Source organism: Paenibacillus qinlingensis (assembly GCF_013204845.1).
Classification (GTDB): Bacteria; Bacillota; Bacilli; order Paenibacillales; family NBRC-103111; genus Paenibacillus_E; species Paenibacillus_E qinlingensis.
In genome coordinates this window covers 150386-174506 of sequence record NZ_JABMKY010000016.1, presented here as the reverse complement: position 1 = coordinate 174506, position 24121 = coordinate 150386, and the positions used below count along the sequence as shown (strand labels likewise).

Annotated in this window: 19 protein-coding genes; 9 read left to right on the top strand and 10 right to left on the bottom strand. The window is 38.7% G+C overall.

Going from position 1 to position 24121, the window contains the following annotated elements; all coding sequences use genetic code 11:
• Positions 1 to 328: 328 nt before the first annotated feature.
• The 7 genes from HQN88_RS25070 to HQN88_RS25040 form a co-directional block, all read right to left on the bottom strand.
• Complete coding sequence (locus HQN88_RS25070; RefSeq protein WP_173117631.1) at positions 329 to 511, bottom strand: hypothetical protein; 183 nt, start codon at positions 509 to 511, stop codon at positions 329 to 331.
• Positions 508 to 1974, bottom strand: a complete 1467-nt coding sequence (locus HQN88_RS25065) for a DnaB-like helicase C-terminal domain-containing protein (protein ID WP_173117629.1) — start codon at positions 1972 to 1974, stop codon at positions 508 to 510. Before HQN88_RS25065 ends, HQN88_RS25070 begins: the two co-directional genes overlap by 4 nt.
• 20 nt (positions 1975 to 1994) lie before the next feature.
• On the bottom strand, positions 1995 to 2708 hold the full coding sequence (locus HQN88_RS25060; RefSeq protein WP_173117627.1) for an ATP-binding protein: 714 nt from the start codon (positions 2706 to 2708) through the stop codon (positions 1995 to 1997).
• Positions 2709 to 2717: 9 nt separating this feature from the next.
• A complete protein-coding gene (locus HQN88_RS25055) occupies positions 2718 to 3740 on the bottom strand; it encodes a hypothetical protein (protein ID WP_173117625.1) in 1023 nt (340 codons plus the stop codon).
• On the bottom strand, positions 3740 to 3901 hold the full coding sequence (locus tag HQN88_RS25050; RefSeq protein WP_173117623.1) for a hypothetical protein: 162 nt from the start codon (positions 3899 to 3901) through the stop codon (positions 3740 to 3742). Before HQN88_RS25050 ends, HQN88_RS25055 begins: the two co-directional genes overlap by 1 nt.
• A gap of 156 nt (positions 3902 to 4057) precedes the next feature.
• Positions 4058 to 5293 (bottom strand): tyrosine-type recombinase/integrase, encoded by a 1236-nt coding sequence (locus HQN88_RS25045; RefSeq protein ID WP_173117621.1) that lies wholly within the window; start codon positions 5291 to 5293, stop codon positions 4058 to 4060.
• A 604-nt stretch (positions 5294 to 5897) separates the two neighbouring features.
• Positions 5898 to 6368, bottom strand: a complete 471-nt coding sequence (locus HQN88_RS25040; protein ID WP_246320440.1) for a JAB domain-containing protein — start codon at positions 6366 to 6368, stop codon at positions 5898 to 5900.
• A gap of 231 nt (positions 6369 to 6599) precedes the next feature.
• Between HQN88_RS25040 and HQN88_RS25035 the strand changes: the two genes are divergently transcribed.
• From HQN88_RS25035 to HQN88_RS25005, 7 genes are all read left to right on the top strand, one after another.
• The gene (locus HQN88_RS25035; protein WP_173117620.1) at positions 6600 to 7634 is read left to right on the top strand and encodes a hypothetical protein; all 1035 of its coding nucleotides are present in this window, start codon (positions 6600 to 6602) and stop codon (positions 7632 to 7634) included.
• A 283-nt stretch (positions 7635 to 7917) separates the two neighbouring features.
• The gene (locus HQN88_RS25030) at positions 7918 to 9414 is read left to right on the top strand and encodes a type I restriction-modification system subunit M (RefSeq protein WP_246320439.1); all 1497 of its coding nucleotides are present in this window, start codon (positions 7918 to 7920) and stop codon (positions 9412 to 9414) included.
• Positions 9404 to 10741 carry a restriction endonuclease subunit S gene (locus HQN88_RS25025; RefSeq protein ID WP_173117618.1) on the top strand — a complete coding sequence of 446 codons (1338 nt, stop codon included), beginning with the start codon at positions 9404 to 9406 and terminating at the stop codon, positions 10739 to 10741. Before HQN88_RS25030 ends, HQN88_RS25025 begins: the two co-directional genes overlap by 11 nt.
• A 15-nt stretch (positions 10742 to 10756) precedes the next feature.
• Entirely contained in the window at positions 10757 to 13828 is a 3072-nt protein-coding gene (locus HQN88_RS25020; protein ID WP_173117616.1) for a type I restriction endonuclease subunit R, read from the top strand.
• A 17-nt stretch (positions 13829 to 13845) separates the two neighbouring features.
• On the top strand, positions 13846 to 15381 hold the full coding sequence (locus HQN88_RS25015) for a protein kinase domain-containing protein (RefSeq protein WP_173117615.1): 1536 nt from the start codon (positions 13846 to 13848) through the stop codon (positions 15379 to 15381).
• 165 nt (positions 15382 to 15546) lie between these two features.
• Complete coding sequence (locus HQN88_RS25010; RefSeq protein ID WP_173117613.1) at positions 15547 to 16881, top strand: HEPN domain-containing protein; 1335 nt, start codon at positions 15547 to 15549, stop codon at positions 16879 to 16881.
• A 580-nt stretch (positions 16882 to 17461) separates the two neighbouring features.
• The gene (locus tag HQN88_RS25005; protein ID WP_173117611.1) at positions 17462 to 17878 is read left to right on the top strand and encodes a DUF6199 family natural product biosynthesis protein; all 417 of its coding nucleotides are present in this window, start codon (positions 17462 to 17464) and stop codon (positions 17876 to 17878) included.
• A gap of 361 nt (positions 17879 to 18239) precedes the next feature.
• Here the strand turns inward: HQN88_RS25005 and HQN88_RS25000 are convergent, their stop codons facing one another.
• Both HQN88_RS25000 and HQN88_RS24995 read right to left on the bottom strand, forming a co-directional pair.
• Complete coding sequence (locus HQN88_RS25000; RefSeq protein ID WP_173117609.1) at positions 18240 to 19745, bottom strand: M35 family metalloendopeptidase; 1506 nt, start codon at positions 19743 to 19745, stop codon at positions 18240 to 18242.
• A 158-nt stretch (positions 19746 to 19903) separates the two neighbouring features.
• Entirely contained in the window at positions 19904 to 20665 is a 762-nt protein-coding gene (locus tag HQN88_RS24995) for a metallophosphoesterase (protein ID WP_173117607.1), read from the bottom strand.
• A gap of 327 nt (positions 20666 to 20992) precedes the next feature.
• Here HQN88_RS24995 and HQN88_RS24990 point away from each other — a divergent pair, with 327 nt between their 5' ends.
• Entirely contained in the window at positions 20993 to 22105 is a 1113-nt protein-coding gene (locus HQN88_RS24990; protein WP_173117605.1) for a DegT/DnrJ/EryC1/StrS family aminotransferase, read from the top strand.
• Positions 22095 to 22736 (top strand): acetyltransferase, encoded by a 642-nt coding sequence (locus HQN88_RS24985; protein ID WP_173117603.1) that lies wholly within the window; start codon positions 22095 to 22097, stop codon positions 22734 to 22736. The genes HQN88_RS24990 and HQN88_RS24985 overlap by 11 nt, the downstream gene beginning before the upstream one ends.
• Before the next feature lie 17 nt (positions 22737 to 22753).
• On the opposite strand, the gene HQN88_RS24980 is transcribed toward HQN88_RS24985, so the two are convergent.
• Positions 22754 to 23830 (bottom strand): glycosyltransferase, encoded by a 1077-nt coding sequence (locus HQN88_RS24980; RefSeq protein WP_246320438.1) that lies wholly within the window; start codon positions 23828 to 23830, stop codon positions 22754 to 22756.
• Between the last annotated feature and the right edge of the window lie 291 nt (positions 23831 to 24121).

Sequence of the window (24121 nt, the reverse complement as noted above, 5' to 3'; positions counted from 1 at the left end):
CAATATTTTTGTGACATTCCACAAATGAAAATAGATAATATCGCATTAAATAGTAGTATTTGGTATTAATGGTGCAAATTACATCACGTTTGGTAGCATGAAGATCGTAAAAATATATTTTTATAACTTAGAAGAATTGTTATTTTTTACATTTGAAGAAAGGAAGCTTGGTCTTGCGCGGGCAACCGGTTGCAGATGATTTATAATACTGCTCGTGTTGAGAACGAATATTAAGCCAAGAAGCAGCCGAGACAATATTGCCACGGCTGCTTCTTGGCTTGTGAAAATAAAAAACGAAAATGAAAACCATTAGAGCTCATGTTTGAAATTACTTTTCAATGCGTTTGATCCATTCCAGGATTTTGTCTTTCTTCAAATCCAATTCCGGAAATTGACGATTTAATTGCTCCGTAAGCCAAAGGTGAGGATCGGTTTCATCTTCAGTTTTAACAAGACATATCCACGTTTCGCCGTTACGAAACATTTCTTTAAATTCCAGCTTATATTTCATGGAATGTACACCTCAATTGATTCACCGGCTTTCGGCGAGATGGCGAAAGCATGATATTCTTCGCTACCTGTTGACTTAAATGGCGGGACTACATTCATGTTTTCGTCGAAAATCGGTAAACCAATTTTGATTCGTTTATCAAATAAATCCAGCGCCGTTGGGGCTAGGATTCGGCTTCGGGCACGCTCGTTTATATCGGAAAAGCTATAGCTCCCAATTCGCTGCCGCTTGTAATCAAAAGGAAAGGGCAATTCGAGATCCTTGATACCGTATCTGTTTTTGTTTATGTAGCAATACAAATTCGGATGGATGCCTGGAAGAAGCGGATCTGATTTCTTTTTATACATGATGAGGACAGATGCGGCATCGTCTTTTAATTTGGATGTGTTCTTCAATTTGCTATTGCCTGGATCGTGCAAATCCGCAGTAATCTGCGAAAGCCATACGAATGCAAGACCCTTGCCTTTAACGCATTGCCGAATCATATCGGATACTTCAGCATATCGTTCGTAATCACCATTGGCTTTCGGCTTTTCAGCTTTGCATAATTGGAAGTAATCGTAAAATACGAGATCAAAGCCTTGCTCCTCAGCATATTCCAGCCGATGACATAGCTTCTCAGCCGATAATATTTGATTCTCCAGCACAAGTCTTCCGTTAAAAAAATGCGATAGCAACTGGATGGCATTTTCCTTGGTTAACACAAAATTCTCAGGGGCGTCATCTAATCTGTTTTCAAGCCGCCAATACGCTTCTTCCTTTCCAGAAATGATAGCTAGTGCTTTGAAAACAAGGTTCAAAGCATCCATCTCTTGTGTCAAAATAAGAACCTTATAACCGGCTTCTGCTGCTTTCGCGGCACAATTGACCATTGTTGTGGTTTTACCGACGCCTGAACCGGCTGCGATTACGTTGGGTTCGCCACGATAGAACTTGCAATGCTGATCAAGCTCTTTAAGAAATGTAGGTATAGCTTGTTTTCTCTTCTCTTGCTTATAATGCTCCGCTATGATTTCCTCAGCGGATGTGTTTTCAAAGAGGATGTTCGTATCTTTGATGGCTAATAGCTTTCTGGCAAATTCCAGATCGACGCTTTCTTTGTCAGTTGCTTTGTTTCGCTTTCCTATGTATTCCCGCTTAAGTGCTTCATGCTGTTGTTGCCGTTTGATTTTGGTTAGATCAATTACGAAAAGCTTGAAGTTTTCTTCATGTTCAGGAGCTTGGTTCGCAATATAGGTTGTAACAATATTGTTTGCATCAGACTCATTTACAGCCAGCCGTTGTACCATTTCAGTAGTTAGCTTGCCATTTAATTTCATTATGCTGCAAATTCGAAAGACAGATTGACGAACCGGATCGGTAAAATCTAGTTCGGTAATGTTATTCTGTAGAAGCGTCTTCCATAGCCTCAAATTCGCACATAATCCCTTCAAAATTCCAACTTCTATCTTCTCTCTTTTCATTGTGTATCCCCCCGTATGATTTATGGAATCTGATCAATTTTTGGATCTGATTTGCGCTGCCGCAAATTGCTTTCCAGAAAGGCGTATATTTTGGTATCGCCTTTCAATAACGCGTCAGGAATTCTTGTGTTCAGATATGCTTTCTTCATATCCGCAATTTTGTAGTTACTTGTAACAATTAACAAGCCTTTATGCGTGCGAATAATGGAGTCTAGCTTATTCATGACGCTCATATACTCGAAGTCCTGATAATTTTCTACGCCTATATCATCAAGCACGATAATATCCGCTTCAGCTAACTTTGCTTCAATTATTGGCTTAGCGTTTTTGTCCTTCAGCCATTCACGTATTTTACGCAAATCGATAAAGATGCTCCTATACTTACGATATGCAGCCATTAGAAGCAAGGTGGACACGTACTGTGTTTTTCCATAGCCCGTATCAGATATAAAGATCAGATGCCAGCGGTGGTCAATCATGTGTTTCAACTCGCGGTCGTGGATTTCCAATAGATCAAGGAGTCGTATTGGCTTTGCAACCTGTGTTTGAATGACCGGATTATGTGTCAGTTGGGATGGAAAGAGCATGTGACTTATCTCTGCTCCGGATTGCTTGTAAAGCTCATATGCCTTGTGAATATCAGTGCAGGAACAAAAGTCGTAAACATCTCCGTCAATTATGATTTGACCTAAGCCATCACAAGCCGGGTTCTCAATTATACATTTCGTATTCATATTGTCCTCCTATTCGAATAAGCCGGTAGTTGTTGCAAAATCACTGGGACTTGAATGATCCTGAACAACTTTCTTTTTGCTCTTGCTGATTTTGTCAGCAGGAATGTAGCTCATTAAACGCTTATGAGCTTCTGTCACATAGCCGTGGAAATCAGGATTCAGCAGCTCATGTTCATCCGACTTCGCTAGATATATGGCGCTGCGAATTGTTTTTGGCTTATAAATGGCATCGCTAGAGCGCATATCGTCAAGCCAGATCAGCTCATCATCTGTGGGAAAGCAACCAAACACATTTATATAGGTTGAGAGGATCTTTAACATGCTGTCACGTTGCGTTTTTGTTGTATAATGCTTCCAACCATTTGCTGATATTAAGGCAACGAAAGCCTGTTTCGCTGATGTATTGGTTTCTAGCAACTGAACAGCTTTTTTCGTCAAAGCGTATTCGCCTTTTGAACCGATAGACGAGATATAGGTCAGGACGGCGGCTGAGGAACCAACTCCTGTTGGCGATTGGTTTTTCTGCGATTTACGATGCTGCTGTTTGTCTTCGTTGCTTGGCGAAGAATACAAAGTATTCTTGATTCCTATATCTGTTGTAGTATCTGAAGAAGTCTTTGGTAATGGCATGACCATGTTGAACTGCTCGTCTGTCCAAATTGAAGGCTCCGTCTGTTCATTTTGAGCAGGTGATCTGACCAGTAGATTTAACTTGTCGTAATCGATGCTGTACCATTTGGTGTTGTCGATTTTGAGCTGATTATAATTTCCGGTGATGACGATACCCGCCTTCTCGAGATTGCCGATAATCCGTCTAATTTTGCTGATGGACCAAAAACGAAATTGCTCATGCCAACCCTCATACGTGTTATACACCCACATCCGTCCGTCGCGGTGGTTCCTGCTTTTCTGAAGCCAGTAGTGCATTTGTTGGAGCACAATGCTTTCATTTAATCCGATAATAAAAGCAAGCGAAGGCAGGATGAGTAACGGATGCTCGTCGAGAAGTAACTTATTGGAGAGTGAATTCATTATTCGGCATCCCCCTTGTCCAATAGTTGCATCATATAAGCTTCAAGCACTTGTTGGATGGAAAGCCCTTTACGGGCGCAAAATACTTTGAATGCTTTTTTTGTTTCGTCGCTGCTTGCATAAAATTTGATTTGCGGCTGTTGCTGTCTTTGTTTTGACATTTTTTATACCCCCTTGTTTGATGGTCATTTCTGACCATCTGACCTTATAGTTGAGCCGGAAATTAAATAATCCTTTTTTGAAATCAGATTTTTTTCTTTGGGCTGCTTTGGAGGTGAAAAAAATGCCATCAAAAACGGATGGCATAAAAATGATTATTATCTTCGGTATGGATAACTGGAGTCATTCCTCGAGTGCCCTAGCAGCTGCGCGCAATATTGATTGATCAGCCATCGCTTTTGACGTTTCAGTAACGACCTCGACTTATATTTATGCTCGAGTAAGCCATCCCTTTTGATTAATGGATTTAGCTTTGGATCGACGCCGACAAATTGCATTATTTCTTTGACCAACTGCTCTTTACTCCATTTTTGCAACCGCTTTGTATGCCATTGTAGCCCTGCCTTTCGAAAATCATGTACTCCGCAATATTTGCCGACCTTTCCATAGCTTACGCAGCTTTTGACGAGCTGGCGAATGTGCTTTTCCGTCATTCGATGACCCCATATATTGGTTTGTGGGCTGGGTAGGTAAGCCTCTATCATTTTGAGCTTTTGAAGGGTGGATTCCGGTACGGGGATTAGGCGAGGGCGATTATTTTTGTTTTGATTTTTTTTGTTCATTACGATGCATTTGTTCTCGAAGTCGATTTGATCAAACGATATTTTTAATACTTCGCTTATTCGGGGGCATGAATACAACAAGAGCTCTAGCAAGGCTTGCTCGTATATGCTGTAATGCTTACCGCATTGCTTGACGATTACTTGTGCTTCCCGTAGCGAATAACCCACGCCTCCGACGCTGCCGCGCCGTCGTTCTGCCTTCCGAGCGATTGGTATCATCTGTCGATGCTTTTCATTAACTAAACGAGCATGCCCCTTGATGCCGACTTTGACAGCCGATTCAGCCATTTTTTGAATAGCACTTACATAAGCGGAGATGGTTTTAGCCGATCTATCTTTTTCGAGTAATGAGTTTATAAATTGACCTAGCATGCGGGGTTTGATATCCCGTACCTGGTTTACGTTTTCGAAATTATCGAAGCAATATTTCAAAAAAGTTTTGCATGACTTTTTGTAGCGTTCATAGGTAATGGATGACCAAATACCTTCAACCCCGAGGTTGCCGTTACCGCCTTTTTTGGCATGATGCTTGGTTTGTTTACCGTCTGAGTAGCGTGTGACTTTCGAGTTAGCGATTAAGAGCTTATCCAAATCAGCATGTAATCGGAGCAACGCATGACGACGCTTGCTCGATAGATGGTCGATTTTACGCTGTTTATCTGATATTTCGAAATGTTTTTTAGGCTTGGTTCGTTTTTTGCGTCCGGAAAAATATTTTCCTTCATATTTAGGCTGATCTGATAGCGCCTGTATTAGCTTGTCTTGTTTCATAACACAATCACCTCATTTCGCTGGAATTATAACAGCAAATGAACGCTTGTGTTAATTTACGTCCTAAACCTCTGCGGCAAAGCGATTCGACATGGAGCCTCTACGGGCATGGTTTCTCGCGAAAGCCGCGAAACATACAAATTCGCGATGCTAATCAGCCTATCATGCGTGTCACTCAATATAAAATTCGCAAGTCTGATCGTCCCATATCAATTCGCAATTGAAATAAAGATCTCCGACTAATTGAATAAGCGTAACGTAAGCTCCCATGCGAAAGTACGACAAAGATACCCCCTCTACCTGCCTGATGAAAAATATCGCTGCCGCGATACTTTTCATCAACGCCAGATAAAGGGGGTGAAAGTGCCGGTTATGTCGCTTTACGACAAAACCGATTTCAGTCGAGAACAAACTTCATACCAATGCGAAAAAGCATCTAACCTCTAAGGGCTACACGCTGTTGTTATAGCAGTTGAACACCTTTCTCTAAAGCAAGAGGCATTGCCTCCCATTGTTACAAACCTTGCATCAACAAGGTTATCGTGGCGTGGTGACCAATAGATGTTCAAAGGAGAAGGAACGATACGTTCCCTCAAGTAATTTCTTATATAAAGCCATGTTCCTTCATACTGTAGCAATTATCATCCGAAACGATAATAGAGTCGCAGAGATCAATTCCAATGATTTCACCGGCTTGTTTAATGCGTTCCGTGATTTTGATATCCTCCTGTGAAGGAGTGCAATCCGAACTCGGATGATTATGAGCAAAAATAATGCTGGCACTGTTACTCAGTATGGCGATTTTAAATACCTCACGCGGATGCACAATTGCGGCGTTAAGGCTGCCGATTCCAATCGTTTGGATTGCATTCACTTTATTTTTGGTATCCAAACAAATTAACATACAATGCTCTCGATCTTCGTCGCCGATGAAATCTTTTGCGATTTCAAATGCATCCTGCGGCTTACGTATCACGTTTGACCGATAGGATAGCGTTGTTTCCTTAACCATTTTCAAGCTAACGACACTCAATCTTTTCATTCTTTGTACTTTTTCAGGCTCAGTAAGTTGCATCTTTTATGCATCCTCCATTATTATAATTTTCTTTGTCAAATCCACAGATCATAAATCTGCGGCGCACTACACCTATTGCAAAACAGGTACAGCTTGCCTTGAAATAATTCCCAAGACAATTCAAGCCATAATATGCTGGCATTATAAAACCAAACGAAGGATTGTCAACAAAAAGATTGACAACCGCTCGTTTGGTTTTATCATTTATGCACAGAAAAGAAGGTGATAAAGTTGTATCAATTTATGAAAGAATTAGAGAAAATGAAATGTCCTCCACTCATTATTAAAGAACGAGATCTTTCCAGTGATAGTCGTATTCGCAGAATGCTCAAGCTGGACGAGGCGAATGTTCGTCCTGGCTTTGCCAAGGAGTATTTGACACAGGGATATGTCATTTTCCCTGTTTATCGAGATGATCGCATTCTACCATTGGGCTTCGGAGCAATGTTTTGTGATTACCGGATCATTAATTATGGGGACGCTTGCGAGATTATTCAGGAATTTGGAAAACAAGATTTGAATCCGCAAGACACACGATATATGAAGCCCTCGGCGGATTACCACAAAACGCGTAGTTTCCGTTTTTATTACGACAGAACCGAAGAAAGATACAAGCAGGAGAACAATGAAGATAAATGGCAGTTACGGTTAGTTGAAATAGCATCGCTTAAAGAAAGCGAATCCGTGAATGATTTAATCTGGTTGTTTTATGATTTCTACGAAGATTTCTGGATAAAACGTGTTGAATGTAGAAAGAGATTTAATTTAGACAATAAACCGAGTCATTTGGATTATCTAAACTTCATTTATTACTTGGATTGTCAATTGGAAAATATAAAGGCGTATACGCTACTTCTCCGTATTTTTAACGATCTTGACGAAGAGGAATATCAATTAACCGTTCAAATGTCGGATTCACTTGAGCAGCATATCGAACGATGCCGTCAGTATTTACATGGTCGGGAACTTGACGATAGGTTTGATCCAAAACACGATACCATAAATGGCAAGACAATAGAAAAGCTACTTAAGTTTATTAATGTTTTTTTCAAACCTGGATATTTTGTAAATCCGTTAAAAGAGAAGTTATTCCCAAATTTCGGACAGATTTATAATCGTGTCCAGTTAAGCAGAATTTACAATAGCCATGACACCTTACGTGAAAAGCATCAGAACATTATACTCAAGGGGAAAAAAGCTTTTGAGATACAAGGTAAAAAGGGCATCCAAGCTTTAATTGATTATCCCATTTATTTTGTTAACTAACTAATCGCATCAGAATATTTGGCGCTGATTTCATTTCTGTATTAAATTTATTTTGGGAAACAATTGTGAATTAATGTCCTTCCAGTCCTTCCATATATAGGACTTTTTCACTATGAATGCAGGAAACTACAACTGACGCGTCGAAAATTATCAAACTAAAGTTGTTTATAGAATGTTTCGTTTTACAATAATTGAATAAAGACAGAACTCATGTTTCCTGTCAAACTGTAGTCGCTACCCTTTTCTACTAACAAAGTAATATATTCGACGGAGGCATTCACGAATGGCAAAAGAAAACTTAGTTACCAGCATGGAAGACAAATTATGGGCAGCAGCAGATAAGCTCAGAGGCAGTATTGCAGCCTCTAAATATAAAGATGTCGTACTCGGCATCATTTTTCTTAAATATATCTCCGATCGATTCGACTTGCGTTATAAAGAGCTTATTGCTGAAGGTGACGGCTTTGAAGATGATCGCGATGAATATGAGCGTTTCAATGTATTTTATGTACCGGAGATAGCTCGCTGGAAATTCATTATTGAGCAGGCAACCAAGCCGAATATTGGTCAAGTCATAGATGAGGCATTTATAGCGATTGAGAAAGAGAATAAAATTTTGGCAGGCGTTTTGCCCAAAATTTATTCCGGCGCAGATATTGACCAACGTAGAGTTGGCGAGGTCGTTATGGTATTCGAAAACTCGAATACACTTCTAATTGAAGAAGACGCGCTTGGTCGCGTATACGAATATTTCCTTGGCAAATTTGCCTTTATGCTCGGTCAGGGCGGTGGCGAATTTTATACGCCGAGCAGTATTGTTAAATTGCTTGTCGAGATGATTGAGCCATATGAAGGTACAATCTATGACCCATGCTGTGGCTCCGGCGGGATGTTCGTTCAAGCGCAAAAGTTCGTTAAAGCGCATGGTGGTAATGCCTTTAACCTGTCTGTATACGGTCAAGAATTGAATGCTGAGACTCGTAGACTTGCAACTATGAACCTTGCAATTCGGAGTATTGAGGCAAACCTTGGCAACACTCATGATGACACTTTCCATAGTGACCAATTTAAAGATGAGAAATTTGATTATATTCTTGCTAATCCTCCATTTAACATTAGTGATTGGGGACAAGACAGTCTTTTGTCAGATCCACGCTGGAAATGGGGCATTCCGGCAAAAGGTAATGCTAATTATGCGTGGTTATCTCATATGCTAACGAAGTTAAAACCATCCAAAGGCGTTGCTGGTATAGTATTGGCGAATGGTTCTTTGTCTTCTCAAACATCTGGTGAGGGTAATATTCGCACGCAATTTATTGAAGAGGATTTGGTCGATTGTATCGTTGCCTTGCCAGATAAACTGTTCTTTACAACAGGTATTCCGGTATGTTTGTGGTTTCTTCGTCGCGTTAAGAAACGCAATGGTGAAGTGCTGTTCATTGATGCGCGAGATAAAGGTACGATGATTAGTCGTAGGTTGCGTGAACTTGATGATGCAGATATTAGACTTATTACGGAGACTTACCATAAGTGGATTAACAATGACGGATATCAAAATGAGGTCGGTTTCTGCAAATCGGTTACGCTGGAGGAAATCCAGAAAAATAAAAATGTACTAACTCCAGGTCGATACGTTGGTGTGAAAGAAATTATCGATGAAGAGCCGTTGGAAGAAAAGATGGAAAAACTTGTTTCTGAGCTTTCTGATTTAATGTCGGAGTCTTCTGTTTTAGACGAGAAGATTAAGAAAAGTCTGGAGGCTATTGGATATGAGTGTTGAAACAGAGAAATTTGAGCAGAACTTTGGGAAGTTGGCTTCTGGTTGGTCAGTATTCACCTTGAGTGATGTCTGCTTAAAAGAAAAGGGCTCTATAATATCGGGTCCATTTGGATCAAATATTTCTAGTAAGTATTTTGTGGATAATGGTATTCCAGTTATTAGAGGGAATAACATAACACAAGATTTGACTAGATTTGTTGATGATGGATTTGTGTTTGTAACTAATGAAAAGGCTGATGAACTAAATACTTATGCTGAAGTAAATGACTTAATTTTCACTGCTGCTGGCACAATTGGGCAGGTAGGAATAATAACTCCAAATTGCAAATATCCAAAATATGTTATTTCAAATAAGCAATTAAGAGCTAGAGTAGATGGGAATATTGTAGATTATTTTTATGCTTATTATTGGTTTGCAAGTTCAAAAATGAACAAATATATCAAGTTGTTAAATACAGGATCAACAATACCACTAATTAACTTGTCAATTTTAAAAGGTTTACCAATACCGGTGCCTAAAATCCATATACAAAAAAAGATTGTGAAAATAATTGATAGTTTCGACGACAAAATTGAACTAAACAACCGTTTGAACAAAGTAATGGAGCAAATGGTTCAGGTGATTTTCACGCAATGGTTTATTGATTTTGAGTTTCCGAATGAAAACAGTGAACCATATAAGTCTAGTGGCGGAGAGATGGAATGGTGTGAGGAATTAGGGAAAGAGATTCCAAAAGGATGGAAAAACTCAAAAATATCTGATTTAGTAGAATCTGTCTCCAAAACATATAAGTTCATAAAAGACGAAATTATATTTTTAAACACTTCTGATATTCTTGAAGGTGAAATACTTCATGAAACATACTCCAATGTAGCTAATTTACCAGGTCAAGCTAAAAAAAGTATTATGAGAAATGATATATTGTACAGTGAGATTCGACCAGAAAATAAACGGTATGCATACGTTGATTTTGATTCTGATAATTATGTCGTTTCCACCAAATTAATGGTTCTAAGAGCGAAAAGCTATGTAGACCCCGTAATGCTCTACTTTTATTTAACTAATCAAGAAACAGTGAATTATCTTCAAAAAGTTGCTGAATCTCGATCAGGTACTTTCCCACAAATTACCTTTCAAACTTTTGAATCGTTAAATTTTGTCGTGGCTCCTGAAAAATTAATGAAAGATTTAGCTGAAAAATTTAAGCCGATATTTGAGAAAATAAAATCTAATAATCGGCAGAATAAAAATTTATCCAATCTCCGCGACACCCTCCTCCCCAAGCTTATGTCAGGGGAAATCGACGTGTCGGAGCTTGAATTATAGACTGGCGGTGAAACCATGTTTACCGAAGATAGCTTAGAATCAATTGTCCTTGATTTGTTTCAGGATGAATTGGAATATAAAGTTCAAAAAGGCTACGACCTTGTTCGTGATTACCATTCGGTTGTTCTTGAAGAAGATTTACGAGAAGCTCTTTATGTGATTAATCCAACTTTGTCAGTAGAAGTCATAGAAGCTGCATTTCGCAAGCTGCTATACATTGATGATGCTAGTCTGGTTTCCGCTAATCAGCAGTTTCAACGTTTTCTCATTGAAGGTGTACGAATTGAAGTATACGGGGAGGACATTCCTTCGCGTATTGTTAAGGTTATCGACTTTGACCATCCATATAACAACGATTTTAAAGCAATTAATCAGTTTACAGTCATTCATAAGGCTGAGAAACGACCTGATGTCGTGGTGTTCGTTAATGGGTTGCCGCTCGTCGTTATTGAGCTTAAATCAGCGGTTCGCGAGGATGCAACGATCCATGATGGCTATTTACAAATCAAGACTTATCAGGATATCATCAAGCCCCTCTTTCACTATAATGCGTTTAGTATCATAAGCGATGGTGTGAACGCAAAATTCGGTTCGATTACGGCTGATTATGACCGCTATATGCAATGGAAGCAGGTAGACCGCCATTCTCCTATCGTAGATGAACCTCATATCGCTCAGATTGGCACATTAATGAAAGGGCTTTTGAACAAAGAGCGGCTTCTTGATGTTATTCGTAACTATAGCTTCTTTGCTGGTGGCAAAGCCAAGATTATTTCCGGCTATCATCAATACTTTGGTATGAATAAAGCAATAGACAGTGTTGTTCGAGCGGTTGATGGTGATAAACGCGGCGGTGTTGTTTGGCATACGCAAGGCTCCGGAAAGTCATTTTCGATGGTATTTCTATCGGCTGGTCTTATTGCTCGTCTGAACAACCCTACTATTGTTGTGGTAACAGACCGGAATGATCTCGATGAGCAAATACATGGTACATTCAGCAGCGCGGCGGATTTTCTTAGGCAAGCGCCTGTACGAGCTGAATCCAGGGAAAACTTAATTGAATTACTGGAACATCGTTCCATTGGGGGAATCTTCTTCACCACAATTCAGAAGTTTACCGAGGAAACTGGCTTACTCTCGAATCGTCACGATATTATCGTAATAGCCGATGAGGCACACCGTTCCCAATACGGTATAGACCCCGATATCAAAATTGACAAAAAGACGCTTGAAGCTGAACTCGTCTATGGTTATGCCAAATATCTGCGAGATGCCCTGCCGAATGCTACATTTATTGGATTTACTGGTACGCCGGTTGATTCCAACGATAAGTCAACCATTGGTGTCTTCGGTGAACTCATTGATGTATACGATATGACACAAGCGAAGTTAGACGGTGCAACCGTCGATTTGCATTATGAGAATCGTCTCGCTAAAGTGCATTTGGACGAAGGCATTCTCGATCAGATCGACAAGGAAGTTGCCAGTATCGAGGCTCAAGGACTTACACCTGAAAAGATTGAAAAGCTGAAAAAGGACCTTGTAACAATGGAAGCCGTAATAGGTGACGAAGATCGCCTTAATCTTGTCGTAGACGATATTCTTGCACATTATGATATTCGCAAGGATATACTCAAAGGTAAAGCAATGATTGTTGCTTATTCTCGCAAAATCGCCTACCGCATGTATCAACTTATTAAAGAAAAGTCTCCTGAAATTGGTGCCAAAATCGGGCTAGTGCTGAGCGATAGCAACAAAGACACGAATCAGGAAATGAGAGATATCATCGGCAACAAGCAACATCGTCAGACGCTCGCCAATCAGTTCAAGGACGATAACAGTGATATGAAGATAGCTATAGTCGTTGATATGTGGCTAACTGGCTTCGATGTTCCAAGCCTAGATACCATGTACATCGATAAAATTATGAAAGAACATAATTTGATGCAAGCGATCGCAAGGGTTAATCGTGTATACAAAGATAAACAAGCTGGACTGATTGTTGATTACATCGGGCTTAGCAAGTATTTGAAGGAAGCACTTAATACTTATACAAGCCGTGATAAAAACAGTGTTCCTGAGATTGAAAAAGCTAAGGAAATCCTCATGACCGAAGTAGAAATTCTTGAGGGTATGTTCCATGGCTTTGATTTCAGTAAGTACATGAATGCAACGCCCAAAGAGCGGTTTGAATTGATTCAAGACGGCGTAGAGCATGTACTTAAAGAGCGAGCTAAGGAAGTGTTTCTTAAGCATGTAGCGAGGCTCCAAAGCGCTTATAACATCTGTGCGACTGCTTTGGATTTTCCCGTTCGTGTACAAGTAAGCTTTTTCATGGCAGTAAAATCATTTATCGTTAAGGTCGAACGTGATGGAATGCCAGATGTAGAAGCTTTTAAGAAGAAAATTACAGCGATGATCGAACAAGCGATTATTAGAGACGGCGATGAAGTTGTATCCATCTCCGCTAAAAAGGAAAAGAGTCTTCTATCTGTAGAAAATTTAGAAAAAATTATGGCAATGAAACGAAAGAATGTCGCTGCTACGATATTGAAAAAGTTAATCGACGATAAAATTAAATGGTTCGAGCAAACCAATATTGTTCGCTCTGGCTTCTTCTCTGAGAAATTGAAGAACATCGTCGAGCGGTACAATCAAGTTGAAGACATTAATGTGCTGATTACGCAGATGATTGATATTGCAAAGGAAATTGAGTCAGCCATCAATGAAGGTATCGATTTGCATCTATCACCTGAAGAACAAGCCTTCTATGATGCTCTAGCAAAACCCGAATTGGTTAAGGAGCACTATCAATCGGATGTGCTTCGGGAGATGGCGAAGAACCTTATTCAACTTATTTCTGAGAACAAGACTCCAGATTGGTACAAACGTAATGATGCCAAAGCAAACATGCGCTCACTCATCAAACGCTTACTAAAAAAATACAAGTATCCGCCTGATGAAATCCCCGAAGCGACCGAGCTCGTGATAAGACAAGCGGAGTTGCAGATGAAAAATAATTTATATGAAACAAATTCAAATAGATTCTCTTATTCAATAGCTGCTGAAAGAAAAGAATTATATTAATCAAGGGGATTGTTATCATGAATGTAAGAATCAGTCATCCAAAGATTATTGAAATGCTGGCTAAGAGTCTTTCTGGAGATGAAGGTCCATTCCCTCGAAGGAGTGGACCTAGTCTTGTCAATTTTTTTAATAAGTTTGGTTATAACGATGTTTATGGTAGTGGATTTCCAACTAGATGGAGATACGCAGAACAAAAACTGAATGAACTCGTATTAAAGGGTAAACTTGAGGAAGTTATGATAATGGCTTTATCAGTTGAAGAATTAGTATCTTTTAATGAGGTTAGCTTAGGAGATGTCGAAAGACTTCAGTCGGACATCATTGAATTTATTAATAGCAATATATTTAACTTAACAGATCGATATATTGTGAAAACAAAAAAAGATATTAAATTCTTGAATAAAACAGAAGTAAAGCCGTTAGGTGAAGGTTTCTTTGCTGAAGTCTATCCTTGGATTAAAGATGGGAAAAAATATGCAATAAAAAAACTAAAACCTGAGTTTTGGTCAGATTCTGAAGTAACGCATCGGTTTAAAAGGGAATTTGAATTGATGGGCAAGTATAATACAAGCAAATATACGATTTCGGTATATGAGTTTACTGAGAATGACAATTCCTTTCTAATGGAATTTGCGGATTATACCTTAAAAGAATTTATTAATGAGCACCACCACATAATGAATCTACAATGGCAAGAACATATTTGTGAAGGAATTATGCTAGGACTAATGGAGATACATCCTGAAACAATTCATAGAGATTTAAGTTATAACAATGTATTAATGATTAAAAATGAGCCTAAACTAGCTGATTTTGGACTTGGAAAGGATAGCACAAAAAACTATTCTTATAAAACAGTAACCGAAAAAGGCGTAGGTACAGCTCATTTTACTGATCCAATTCAGTTGAATAATATTAAGGATGCATCTATCCAAACAGATATTTATTCATTAGGTAAGTTAATTGATTATATTTTTAACGGCAGCGTCGTGAGTAGAGAACATAAATATAGTAGTATTGTAGCGAGAGCTACAAATAGAGATTTGTCCAGAAGATATCAAAATGTAAATGAACTTCACGACGCTTTTGTTAACTTAAAAAACACTGAGATAAATTATGACCCCATGGAAGAATTAATGCAAATGGTTGAGCAAAATAACATTGTATCTGAAAAGATATACAATATATTCACAAGAAAGAATGCAGGAATCATTCTTACTGACTTAATTTTGACTAACTACTCTGCCGCCCTAGAAGTTTTTGAAGTATTTAGTATGCAATACGAACATGAGCTTGAGAAACTACTTTATGAGATGTTTGAGGATTTAAAAGAACGGAAATTATCCTTTGCTAATTATGATAATTTCGGTAGATTTTCCATGAGAATGCTCGAAGAACTTGGAGTCTATTCTGAGACAACAGTTATTTTATCAGATTTATTAGAATATGTAGGGTTTACTGTTAATAGATTTTCAATTCAAAGACTTATCAATGAGAATAGAAATAATAAGAGTATTCCATCAGTTATTAGAAATAGATGGGACTCAAATTAACTATTACTTGGTGAGGTTAATTTTGGAATAATTCTTTAACTTAAGAATGTGTTTATGTGGGATTGTAATCACAATAATTTCTATTATTTCAAGTGTATGAATATATTTCATGCAAACCTAAATTAAAAATAATTTGAACTGACTTTCCAAAGTAAGGACGGATATATGATAACCTTAAGACCATTTGCTATAGCATTTCTATACTATTGTAAGAGGAAAAATCTAACTGATCCAGATGAGATTAATTTTGTAGACGATAAGCCATTAGCAAATCTAATGGAAAAATTGTCAATTCACCCTAGCTTTTCTCAAAGCTTTGAACCGGAATTGACGGAACATCTTCTTGGCTCCTATGTGCTTCACCCAACTATAAAAAATAAAGCAAATTATGGAGTAATTGATGCTGATACTCTTTTAAGTACACTACAAACCAATTTGCAGGCAAACATTACTGATCAGTGGGTATTATTTCCTTTAAATAATGCGCATTTAACTTCTACAATTAGATTTAAAGACTTTGTTTTTATTGCCGGAAACTTTGAAGAAAAAGCAGATGTATTAAGGTTGCTTGGTAAGACTTCCTCAAGAAAAGCAGTAGAAAGAATGAGATATACCATTCAAAGTAGATCCTCAGGATTTTTTAATCATCCCCTCTTAGCTGTGAGAGTTCGCGGTCAACATCGATCGGTTGAGCAATTTGCAAGGAGAATTTCTTTCTATGCCAATTGTATACTTCAAGCAATTTACTGGGCGAAAATTTACCCAAACTATAAAATGCCAATTGATTTTCAAATGGATTATGAAAATGAATCTAATCATATGATGATCTATGCAAAAGAAGATTGGCAAATAAGTCGTATGCCTTTTCGCTACAATGCTGATTGTAATATCAATTTAAATTGGCTAAGCGACAAAAAAAATTTGCTTCTGTTTGAGAGTTTGTATAATACATTAATTCGAAATGGAATTACAGAGGCATTGTCATTAAGGTTCCATAAAGGTCTAAAGTTTTTTAAAAAAGCAATTGAGTCAGAAGAACGGGATGATATTTTCGAGGGGATTGGTTTGCCTTTATTGCATTTGACTATTGCTGCAGAAACTATCCTGTTAGAAACTCAGGATCATAAAAGAGCTGGGCTATCTTTTTTGATTCCAAGACTTGTTAAATTACCTAATGTAACTCAAGCAGATTGCTCATTGCTTGTAGACAATGTTTATACATGGAGATCGGAATATGTTCATGGCGGCTCAGATTTTTATCATGATTTTAATGATGATTTTTCTCCAGGCATAACTACAAATAGATTTATTATTTTTAAACGTTTAGTTGCAGGACTAATTTGTAACTCACCATATTATGTAAAGATGATGCAAAAAAGGTCATCAACTGACTTAAGAGATATTCTTCGATTTTGGTTCGGCTATTTGGAAAATCACTGGCAGCAAGGTAAAAAATTAAATCCTGAACTGTATAGGCGAATGACAACTCCAAGAGACTAAGTTGGAAGGTCTAGTAAGTGAGAATATCAATATCTTTTCTCATAACTTAATGGTAACAATCCGGTAACAAACTACCGTTAATGACCGGTAATTAGCAATAACCTGAAATAATACAACACACTGAAAACCTTTATGGAAAAAGAGGTTTGTGGCTTTTCAATAATCAGAGATAACGCGGCGATGAACACTGGCAGCGATGAGGTCAGGGGTTCGATCCCCCTAGGCTCCATATCGAACGAAATAAAAAGAACATGTCATCAGACATGTTCTTTTTTTCGTTCTTGGAGCTATTGGGGGTGAGGACCCCTGAGGGGTTCTCCCGCGCGGACGGAGCCGAAGGCGTAATAAGGGGCCCCCGCAAAGTAATCGGAATTTGCTTCAACGCTTATCTTCACTTTGTGGGGTAAGAAAACGGAGTCTGAATCCACCGCTAAAAGTCCTCTTCGAGTTCGTTTCGTCAGCTATTTAGATCAGGATTCGGAAATCCCTCTAGGCTTTATACCAAAAAACCTTGTAGATCAAGGGGAATGAATGCTGTGAATACAATATTATGTAAATACTCGTTCAGGGAAGTGGTCATTTGCAACTACGGTCGTCCATAAAGATTCTGATCAATAAAGACTCTCATACATTGGCATTTTTTCAACTCATGTTCCTCAATATTCAAACAACAACTGCTCATGCTATAATCCCAAATAGAGGTGATATCATTGAGTGGTTTCTTGATCGTTGTAATAATTTTTGCTGTGCTGTTAGGTGTATTCAAAAAGAAAAAGAAGTAGATATCTTATTTCCAACATTTATTTTCATCGCAGTCATTGCCTACGGGATTACAGCGATAGTGAATCCAAATTGGTCTTGGAAACGTGGTTTCGTAACTTCTACTAAAGTTAAAGATCCCAATTCCGGTAATCTGATCATGACCAAGGTATTGGGCGCAGTATTAATTCTCATCATTTTGATACCAGCTATTCTTGTTAGTACTATTTTGAATTAAAAACCCTTCTTCGATTTCCTTTGACTCAATGTTTTTCATTATTCAGCGAATCTTCATCGCTATATTATAAAAACTGCGTCTTGCTTCGACGGTTCCCGAATAGCGATTTGTGGTCAATTGCTTTAAGAACTTCGGTAATAGTGATTTGATCTTCACTCCATTTGAAAATGAGAGTTCTGTTCTGTTCGGTTTGTTTGACTAGTCCATGAGTTATACCGTGGAGATATATACTGGATAATGCTCCTGCCATTTACAAACAAACAAAGCCCTTTCGACTTCCTATTGGAAAGAGGAAGTTGAACGGGCTGAATAGCTGAATATTGTGCTATCTCGGTCCTAAACCGTCGCTGTCGTAGTTCCTCTACATTAATTTCCAAGCTATTTCTTTCTCTAAATCGGTTTCCCATCCTTCAAATTCATCTTCAATATACGCAATTTCTTTTCCGTATTGAGCTAAATAGTTACTCACTTTTACTTTAAAAACGTCATCGACTCCATCTTTCTCTGCTAATTGGACTATCCATTTCTTCATTTGTTCCTTTGTAGGGATATCCTCTTGGGTACTTTTATCCTGCTCTTCCTTGTAATTATCTTCCTTTTTGTTATCTTCCTTTCCACTCGTTTCTACCGGTTGAGCTTCCTTTTCTTGCTTTTCCTTTTCCTTGATGAGCTCCTCGACTATTAAAGCAATCGTATCTGCATTACCAAGCCGTTTGATATAATCTAGATTTTTATATTTCTCAAATTCATGTACGTATGCATAGTCCTGCGTAGAAGCAGATGCATGACTAAGCTCATGTATAAATGCCGTAAGAAGTTTGTTGTACGATTCCTTGTATAGTATCTGATCTGCGCCGATACGCAATTGAATATCACCTTCAAAGTCCTGTTTCTTTTTTAGCCACTCTTCCCAAGTTTTGTGAGTAGCCTCGTGCTTCTCGTTCTTTAATATCCAATCTCCACCTCGCTTAGGGCTAGATAACCCCGCCGCATTTGGTCTACTAAGTCTATCGTTTAGGCTCATGGTAGATACCTCAAGAACTGCTGCTGACAATCGCTTTTGCATGATTAGAAATATCGTACGTAATTGTTCTAAAGCTGCAGGTAGACTACTATCCTTATCTTGGATAGATAGTAATGAGGTCAACGTATCTTTGAATTTACTAGTCTCCTTAGTATCTTCCACAGTTTGGCAAAGTTGATCCAGGATATTCAGGACCAACCCAATTTGTTTTTTTGAATCTGACACAAGTTTATTGACTGTCTTTGCTTTGTCGCCGGTTATTGCAGACTCTCTAGGCGTAATATCTTTATCATTGAAAATAATGGTTTGATTTTCCCGTTCATCGGTACTTTTCGTAGAATCGGTAATAGTCTCTGTATAGGTGATAAGGACATTCGGGGCAATAGTATTGCAGTCCTTTGCACTTTGGAGCGTAGACGGATCGGTCGCTAAAAGAGCTGCCAGCTCTTTAAAATAATCAACTTCGCGATTCTTTGTATTTACGTTAATAGTAAATTTATCGGATTGAGAAAATTGGAAGTAAAACGGTGAGGTAGTGAACTTTTTCCCCATTTTCTGTTTATACGCATTACACCAGGCACTTTCTTGTACGCCTAATTCACTTTTCCCCTCTTTGTCGGTGTATTGGATTTTTCTTTGAATGGTCTCGCCCATGTTTGTTTTAGGGGTATTGAACAAAGATGCGACAGCACGATTGCCGATCGTTCTTTGTAAATATTGAATATCCTTATATTTTAAAGTTGAAGATGACTCCACACTCGTGTTTTTCTCTTCGCTGCTTTTCGTAGGTATAGAACTTTGCACTTGCGTGTTATTTGATCTTTGCCCGTGGGTATGTTCCATATCCTTACCCCTCCTAGCGCTGAATAGGTATTGTTCATCTTTAACTTAATAAGATATTCGATATATTCCAAATATTACCTTTATTTCCCTCTAATCTCCATAAAATAAAAAGACATATCAGCCATAATTCTGGTTGATTTGTCTTTTATTTTTCCAACCTATAAATAATGCATCGTTACCTCACTTCTAACTAAAAATCTTGCATTAATACCCGTCTGCCCAATCCCCTTTGAGATGTAGTACGCCCCATACTGATTAGTATGAAGTCCCTTATATATCCCCATGCGAGGCAATGTACCCGCGTCTTTCAGTCTAAATAGAAATGGAATATTAAATTGTTTGCCATGCAAATGTCCGGCCATTAAATAATCGTAGGACTTATTTAGATGAAGAACGATGTTAGGATCGTGCGTAATAATGACTTTTGGTTTTGTTTGATCAACACTTTGAAACGATTTTTCTATGTTACTCTTGCCTGAATCAAAATCATCAATTCCGATTAATTCAATTTGATCTACACGTACCGATTCATTTCTTAATACATGTAATCCATACTTTCTTAACAAGTTTATTACATCCATGACATTTTTTTGCTGATAATCATGGTTACCGAGTACACAATAAATAGGTACATTGCCAATCGTCAGAGCTCTTAGATACTTCTCTAGTTTGATGAGACTTTTACGATGTTTGGTAAAATCACCTGTCACACAAATAAGGTTTGGTTTTTCATCATTAATAATAGCAGCTAGTCTAGTAGGACTTATTCTTAATCGTTCTACATGCAGGTCACTAATCTGTAAGATTTTCAAATTTAAATCCAGAGGATATGCAATTCGTTCAATTTTTAGCCATTGTGTAGGTAAGATAAAAAGAATATAAACCAATAGGATTAGAATCACTATGTATACAAAGATCATTTCACCATTCTCCTCACCTACAAGATTCATTGTGATGAAGTAATATGTATTCAAGATAAATCGAAATATCCCTTTTATTATTCCTCCCATTGATCTACTGGATTGAGAAAATTCCGTAACTTTGGAGGTTTTTGTAATACATAGACACCTGCTGATACTTGGAAATTTTATATTTCATATACTAATCTCATGTAAATTATGCAGTCGATACTGCAGAATGTTATTCGCTACCCTGAAGGAGAGTGATAATTTTGGATAATCAATATTATTTGGGTGTATCGAAATCCTGCTCCCTAACCAACCATTATATGGAAGGTGGGGACCTTCATGTTTGATATCCCCTTTCTAAGGCCCAAGCTTGTAGTGAAAGAAGATTATATAGACTACTTGAAACAGATTGATGATTCGAGATCCTATACCAATTACGGAGCATTGAATACAAGCTTTGAACAGCAATTAATTCATGATTTGTTTCAAGACGAAGGGCATGCTGTAACTGTCAATAACGCAACAACAGGACTTATCCTAGCTATCTCTCAGATCAAACGCCCAGGTAAATATGCGCTGATGCCTAGCTTCACGTTCGCTGCAACACCATTAGCAGCAATGTGGTGCGGCTTGGAGCCTTATTTTATTGATGTAAACGATCGAAATTGGTGCATGAACGAAGAGCTGCTAGAGCAAGTAATCCAACAATTAGGGGATGAGGTTGCTGTTGTGGTCCCCTATGCGACCTTTGGAACGAATATGGAGACAAAGTATTATGAAGCCCTCCAAGAACGGAATATCCCCGTAGTTATTGATGCTGCGGCAAGCATAGGATCTAGGCTGAATCAGCATTTTGGTCAAGGCTTTTCAGGCGCTGTTGTGTTTAGCTTTCATGCAACGAAAGGCTTTGGGATTGGAGAAGGCGGGCTCATATACAGTAGTGATAAAGAAATGATTAATAGGGTGCGACAAGCATCTAACTTTGGATTTAACGAAGATCGAGAATCGATGCAAAGGGGACTTAATGGGAAAGTGTCAGAATACGCAGCTGCGATCGGACTCGCCACACTCCATGTATTCCATGAGAAAAAGCGTATGCGCGAGCAGATTTATGACTGGTATATGGAGGAGATTGAGCAAATGGGGCTCCTTGATCTTGGCTGGCAACTGCAAGAAGTAAGAGGGAGCGTTGCCTATTCATTCCTTTCTTTGTTATGCCCTGAAAAAAGCAGCAATGCATATTTCGTTCAAAAGCTGGCCAAACAGGGTATTCAAGCTCGCACCTATTTTACCCCATCCTGTCATAAACAGACTGCTTTTCAGTATTATCCTCGAACTTCTCTTCATGTAACGGAACAAATTGGAAGTCGGATCATCAATTTGCCTTTATGGGAAGACATGGACCAAGGCCATGTGCAAAAGATTTTACGAGGGCTTTCACATGAAGGATAGCAAGCTTGTCATTTGGGGCTGCGGAGGGATGGGCCGCGAGGTTAACCATTTGTGTGAACTGCTGGATATTGAGGTTATAGGTTTTCTAGATGAACGGTCGGAGATGTGCGGACAGATGATTGATGAAACGCCAGTACTCGGTGACTTGTCGGATATTATTCACCTTTGTGATCAAGTAAAGGTTGTATGCGCAGGCGTCGGGAGCCCTCAATTAAAAAAGAGGCTCGTTCAGAAAACTAGGGATTTCGGGTTCTCATTTGCAGATAGTCTTGTTCATCCCGGGGTACAACTCTCTAGAAAGATTCAGTTGGGAATTGGATCTATTATTTGTGCAGGCACCATTATAACAATCAATGTTCACATTGGTCACTTTGTTATAGTTAACAGCAGCGTAACGATTGCCCATGATGTCAGAATATCTGATTATGTTACCCTATCCCCTGGAGTTAACCTAAGTGGAAATGTCATGGTGGAGGAGGGGGTTTTTATAGGGACTGGATCAGCTGTTCGCGAAAAAATTACTATTGGTCCTTGGTCGATGATAGGTGGAGGAGCTTTTGTAAAGGATCAAGTGCCCGGAGGAGTATTATATGCTGGTGTCCCAGCCGTATTTAAAAAGAACCTGTCGTAGTGTAGTTGGGGCTATTTCTAATAGCCCATCATATGCTTTAGTTTAGAAAGAACAATATTTTTCACATCAAAACGTTCGCTTATTGTTTCTGCTCCACGTGTTCCTATTTTCAGAGCATCCTTAAGGTTTGCTTTAATCCACAACAATGTATTTGTAATGGTTTGTGCGTCCGATGCTACCTCTATATAATCGACTCCTGATTGAAGCACAAGCTTATCATTTCGGGGATTCGTAGACACTAAAATACAACCCGTAGACATGGCATCGACCGCCGCTGTAGTAGGAAAGCCGTCTAGAGCAAATTGATCTTGTGTACTGCAGTTTACAAATACATGAGTTCTCAAATAGATGGAGCGCAAGCTTTCAGGTTCTAAGAGCCCATGAAACGTATAATTGCCGTTCGTTAACAAGTGTAAATGATCTTGCCAATCACCTACTATGTTTAGATGAAAATCCTCAGGTAGCATATTAAATGCCTGTATCAGCAAGGGAAAGCCTTTTCTGGGGTAATTAAAAGCACAAAAGGTTACCTCAATCGGTAAAGTTGCATGCTTAGGTGAATATGCAAATAAGTCGGTATTTATAACAACTGGGTAGTACAGGCTAGAAGGAATAGCGCCAAGCACTTCATCAATATTCGTGAAAACAGTTGAGCAGTGCATTGCTGCGTAGTTCAAAAATTCAATAGAAGTCCCTGGATCTAGCCCGCCTCCAGGATATAAAGTACTATGAAGCTTAATTTTACGATCTTCCAAAAAGGCTCTAATATTCCATCCTAAATTGGATCCAGGCATATGGCTTCCATCGGGAAGACTGCATAAGCCAAGCAAGCTCAAGGTGAGGTTCAAGAATACACAATAAACATCCGTGATTCCATGGGATATGGCTATTTGTTGAAACTCAGAAAAAGGATAAACGGTTGTTGGAAATGTATCATGGTAAGGATGAGTAGCAAAATATAAGGTATCAGGTCTTTGAGAATGTATTTCCCTATTTTCCCAATAACGGAAACCACTCAATTTCCAAGGGAACTTTGTATCGATTACCGCAAGCCTGCGATGAGGAAATGGAATTAATTCTGTTTTTGATGACAAGTTTGCATGCCTCCCATTATGGTTTGATGGATATACTCACCCGATATGGTGAAAATTACGATACTTATATTGTATGCGGAAGTCCAGCACCAAATAACCTTCCTAAACCAGTATCAAATGACAACTCATCATCGTTCAAGACTCATGTATTTATGTATTCAAATTTGCTCGCCTATCTACCATCATTTTTAGGCTGCTTTGGGTTAGTTCCAACCACACGATGCGTTGCGAGCGTGTTTCTTGTACCCAAATTAATCAACCATCAGCCCATTCCCTCCACAGACGACCTAC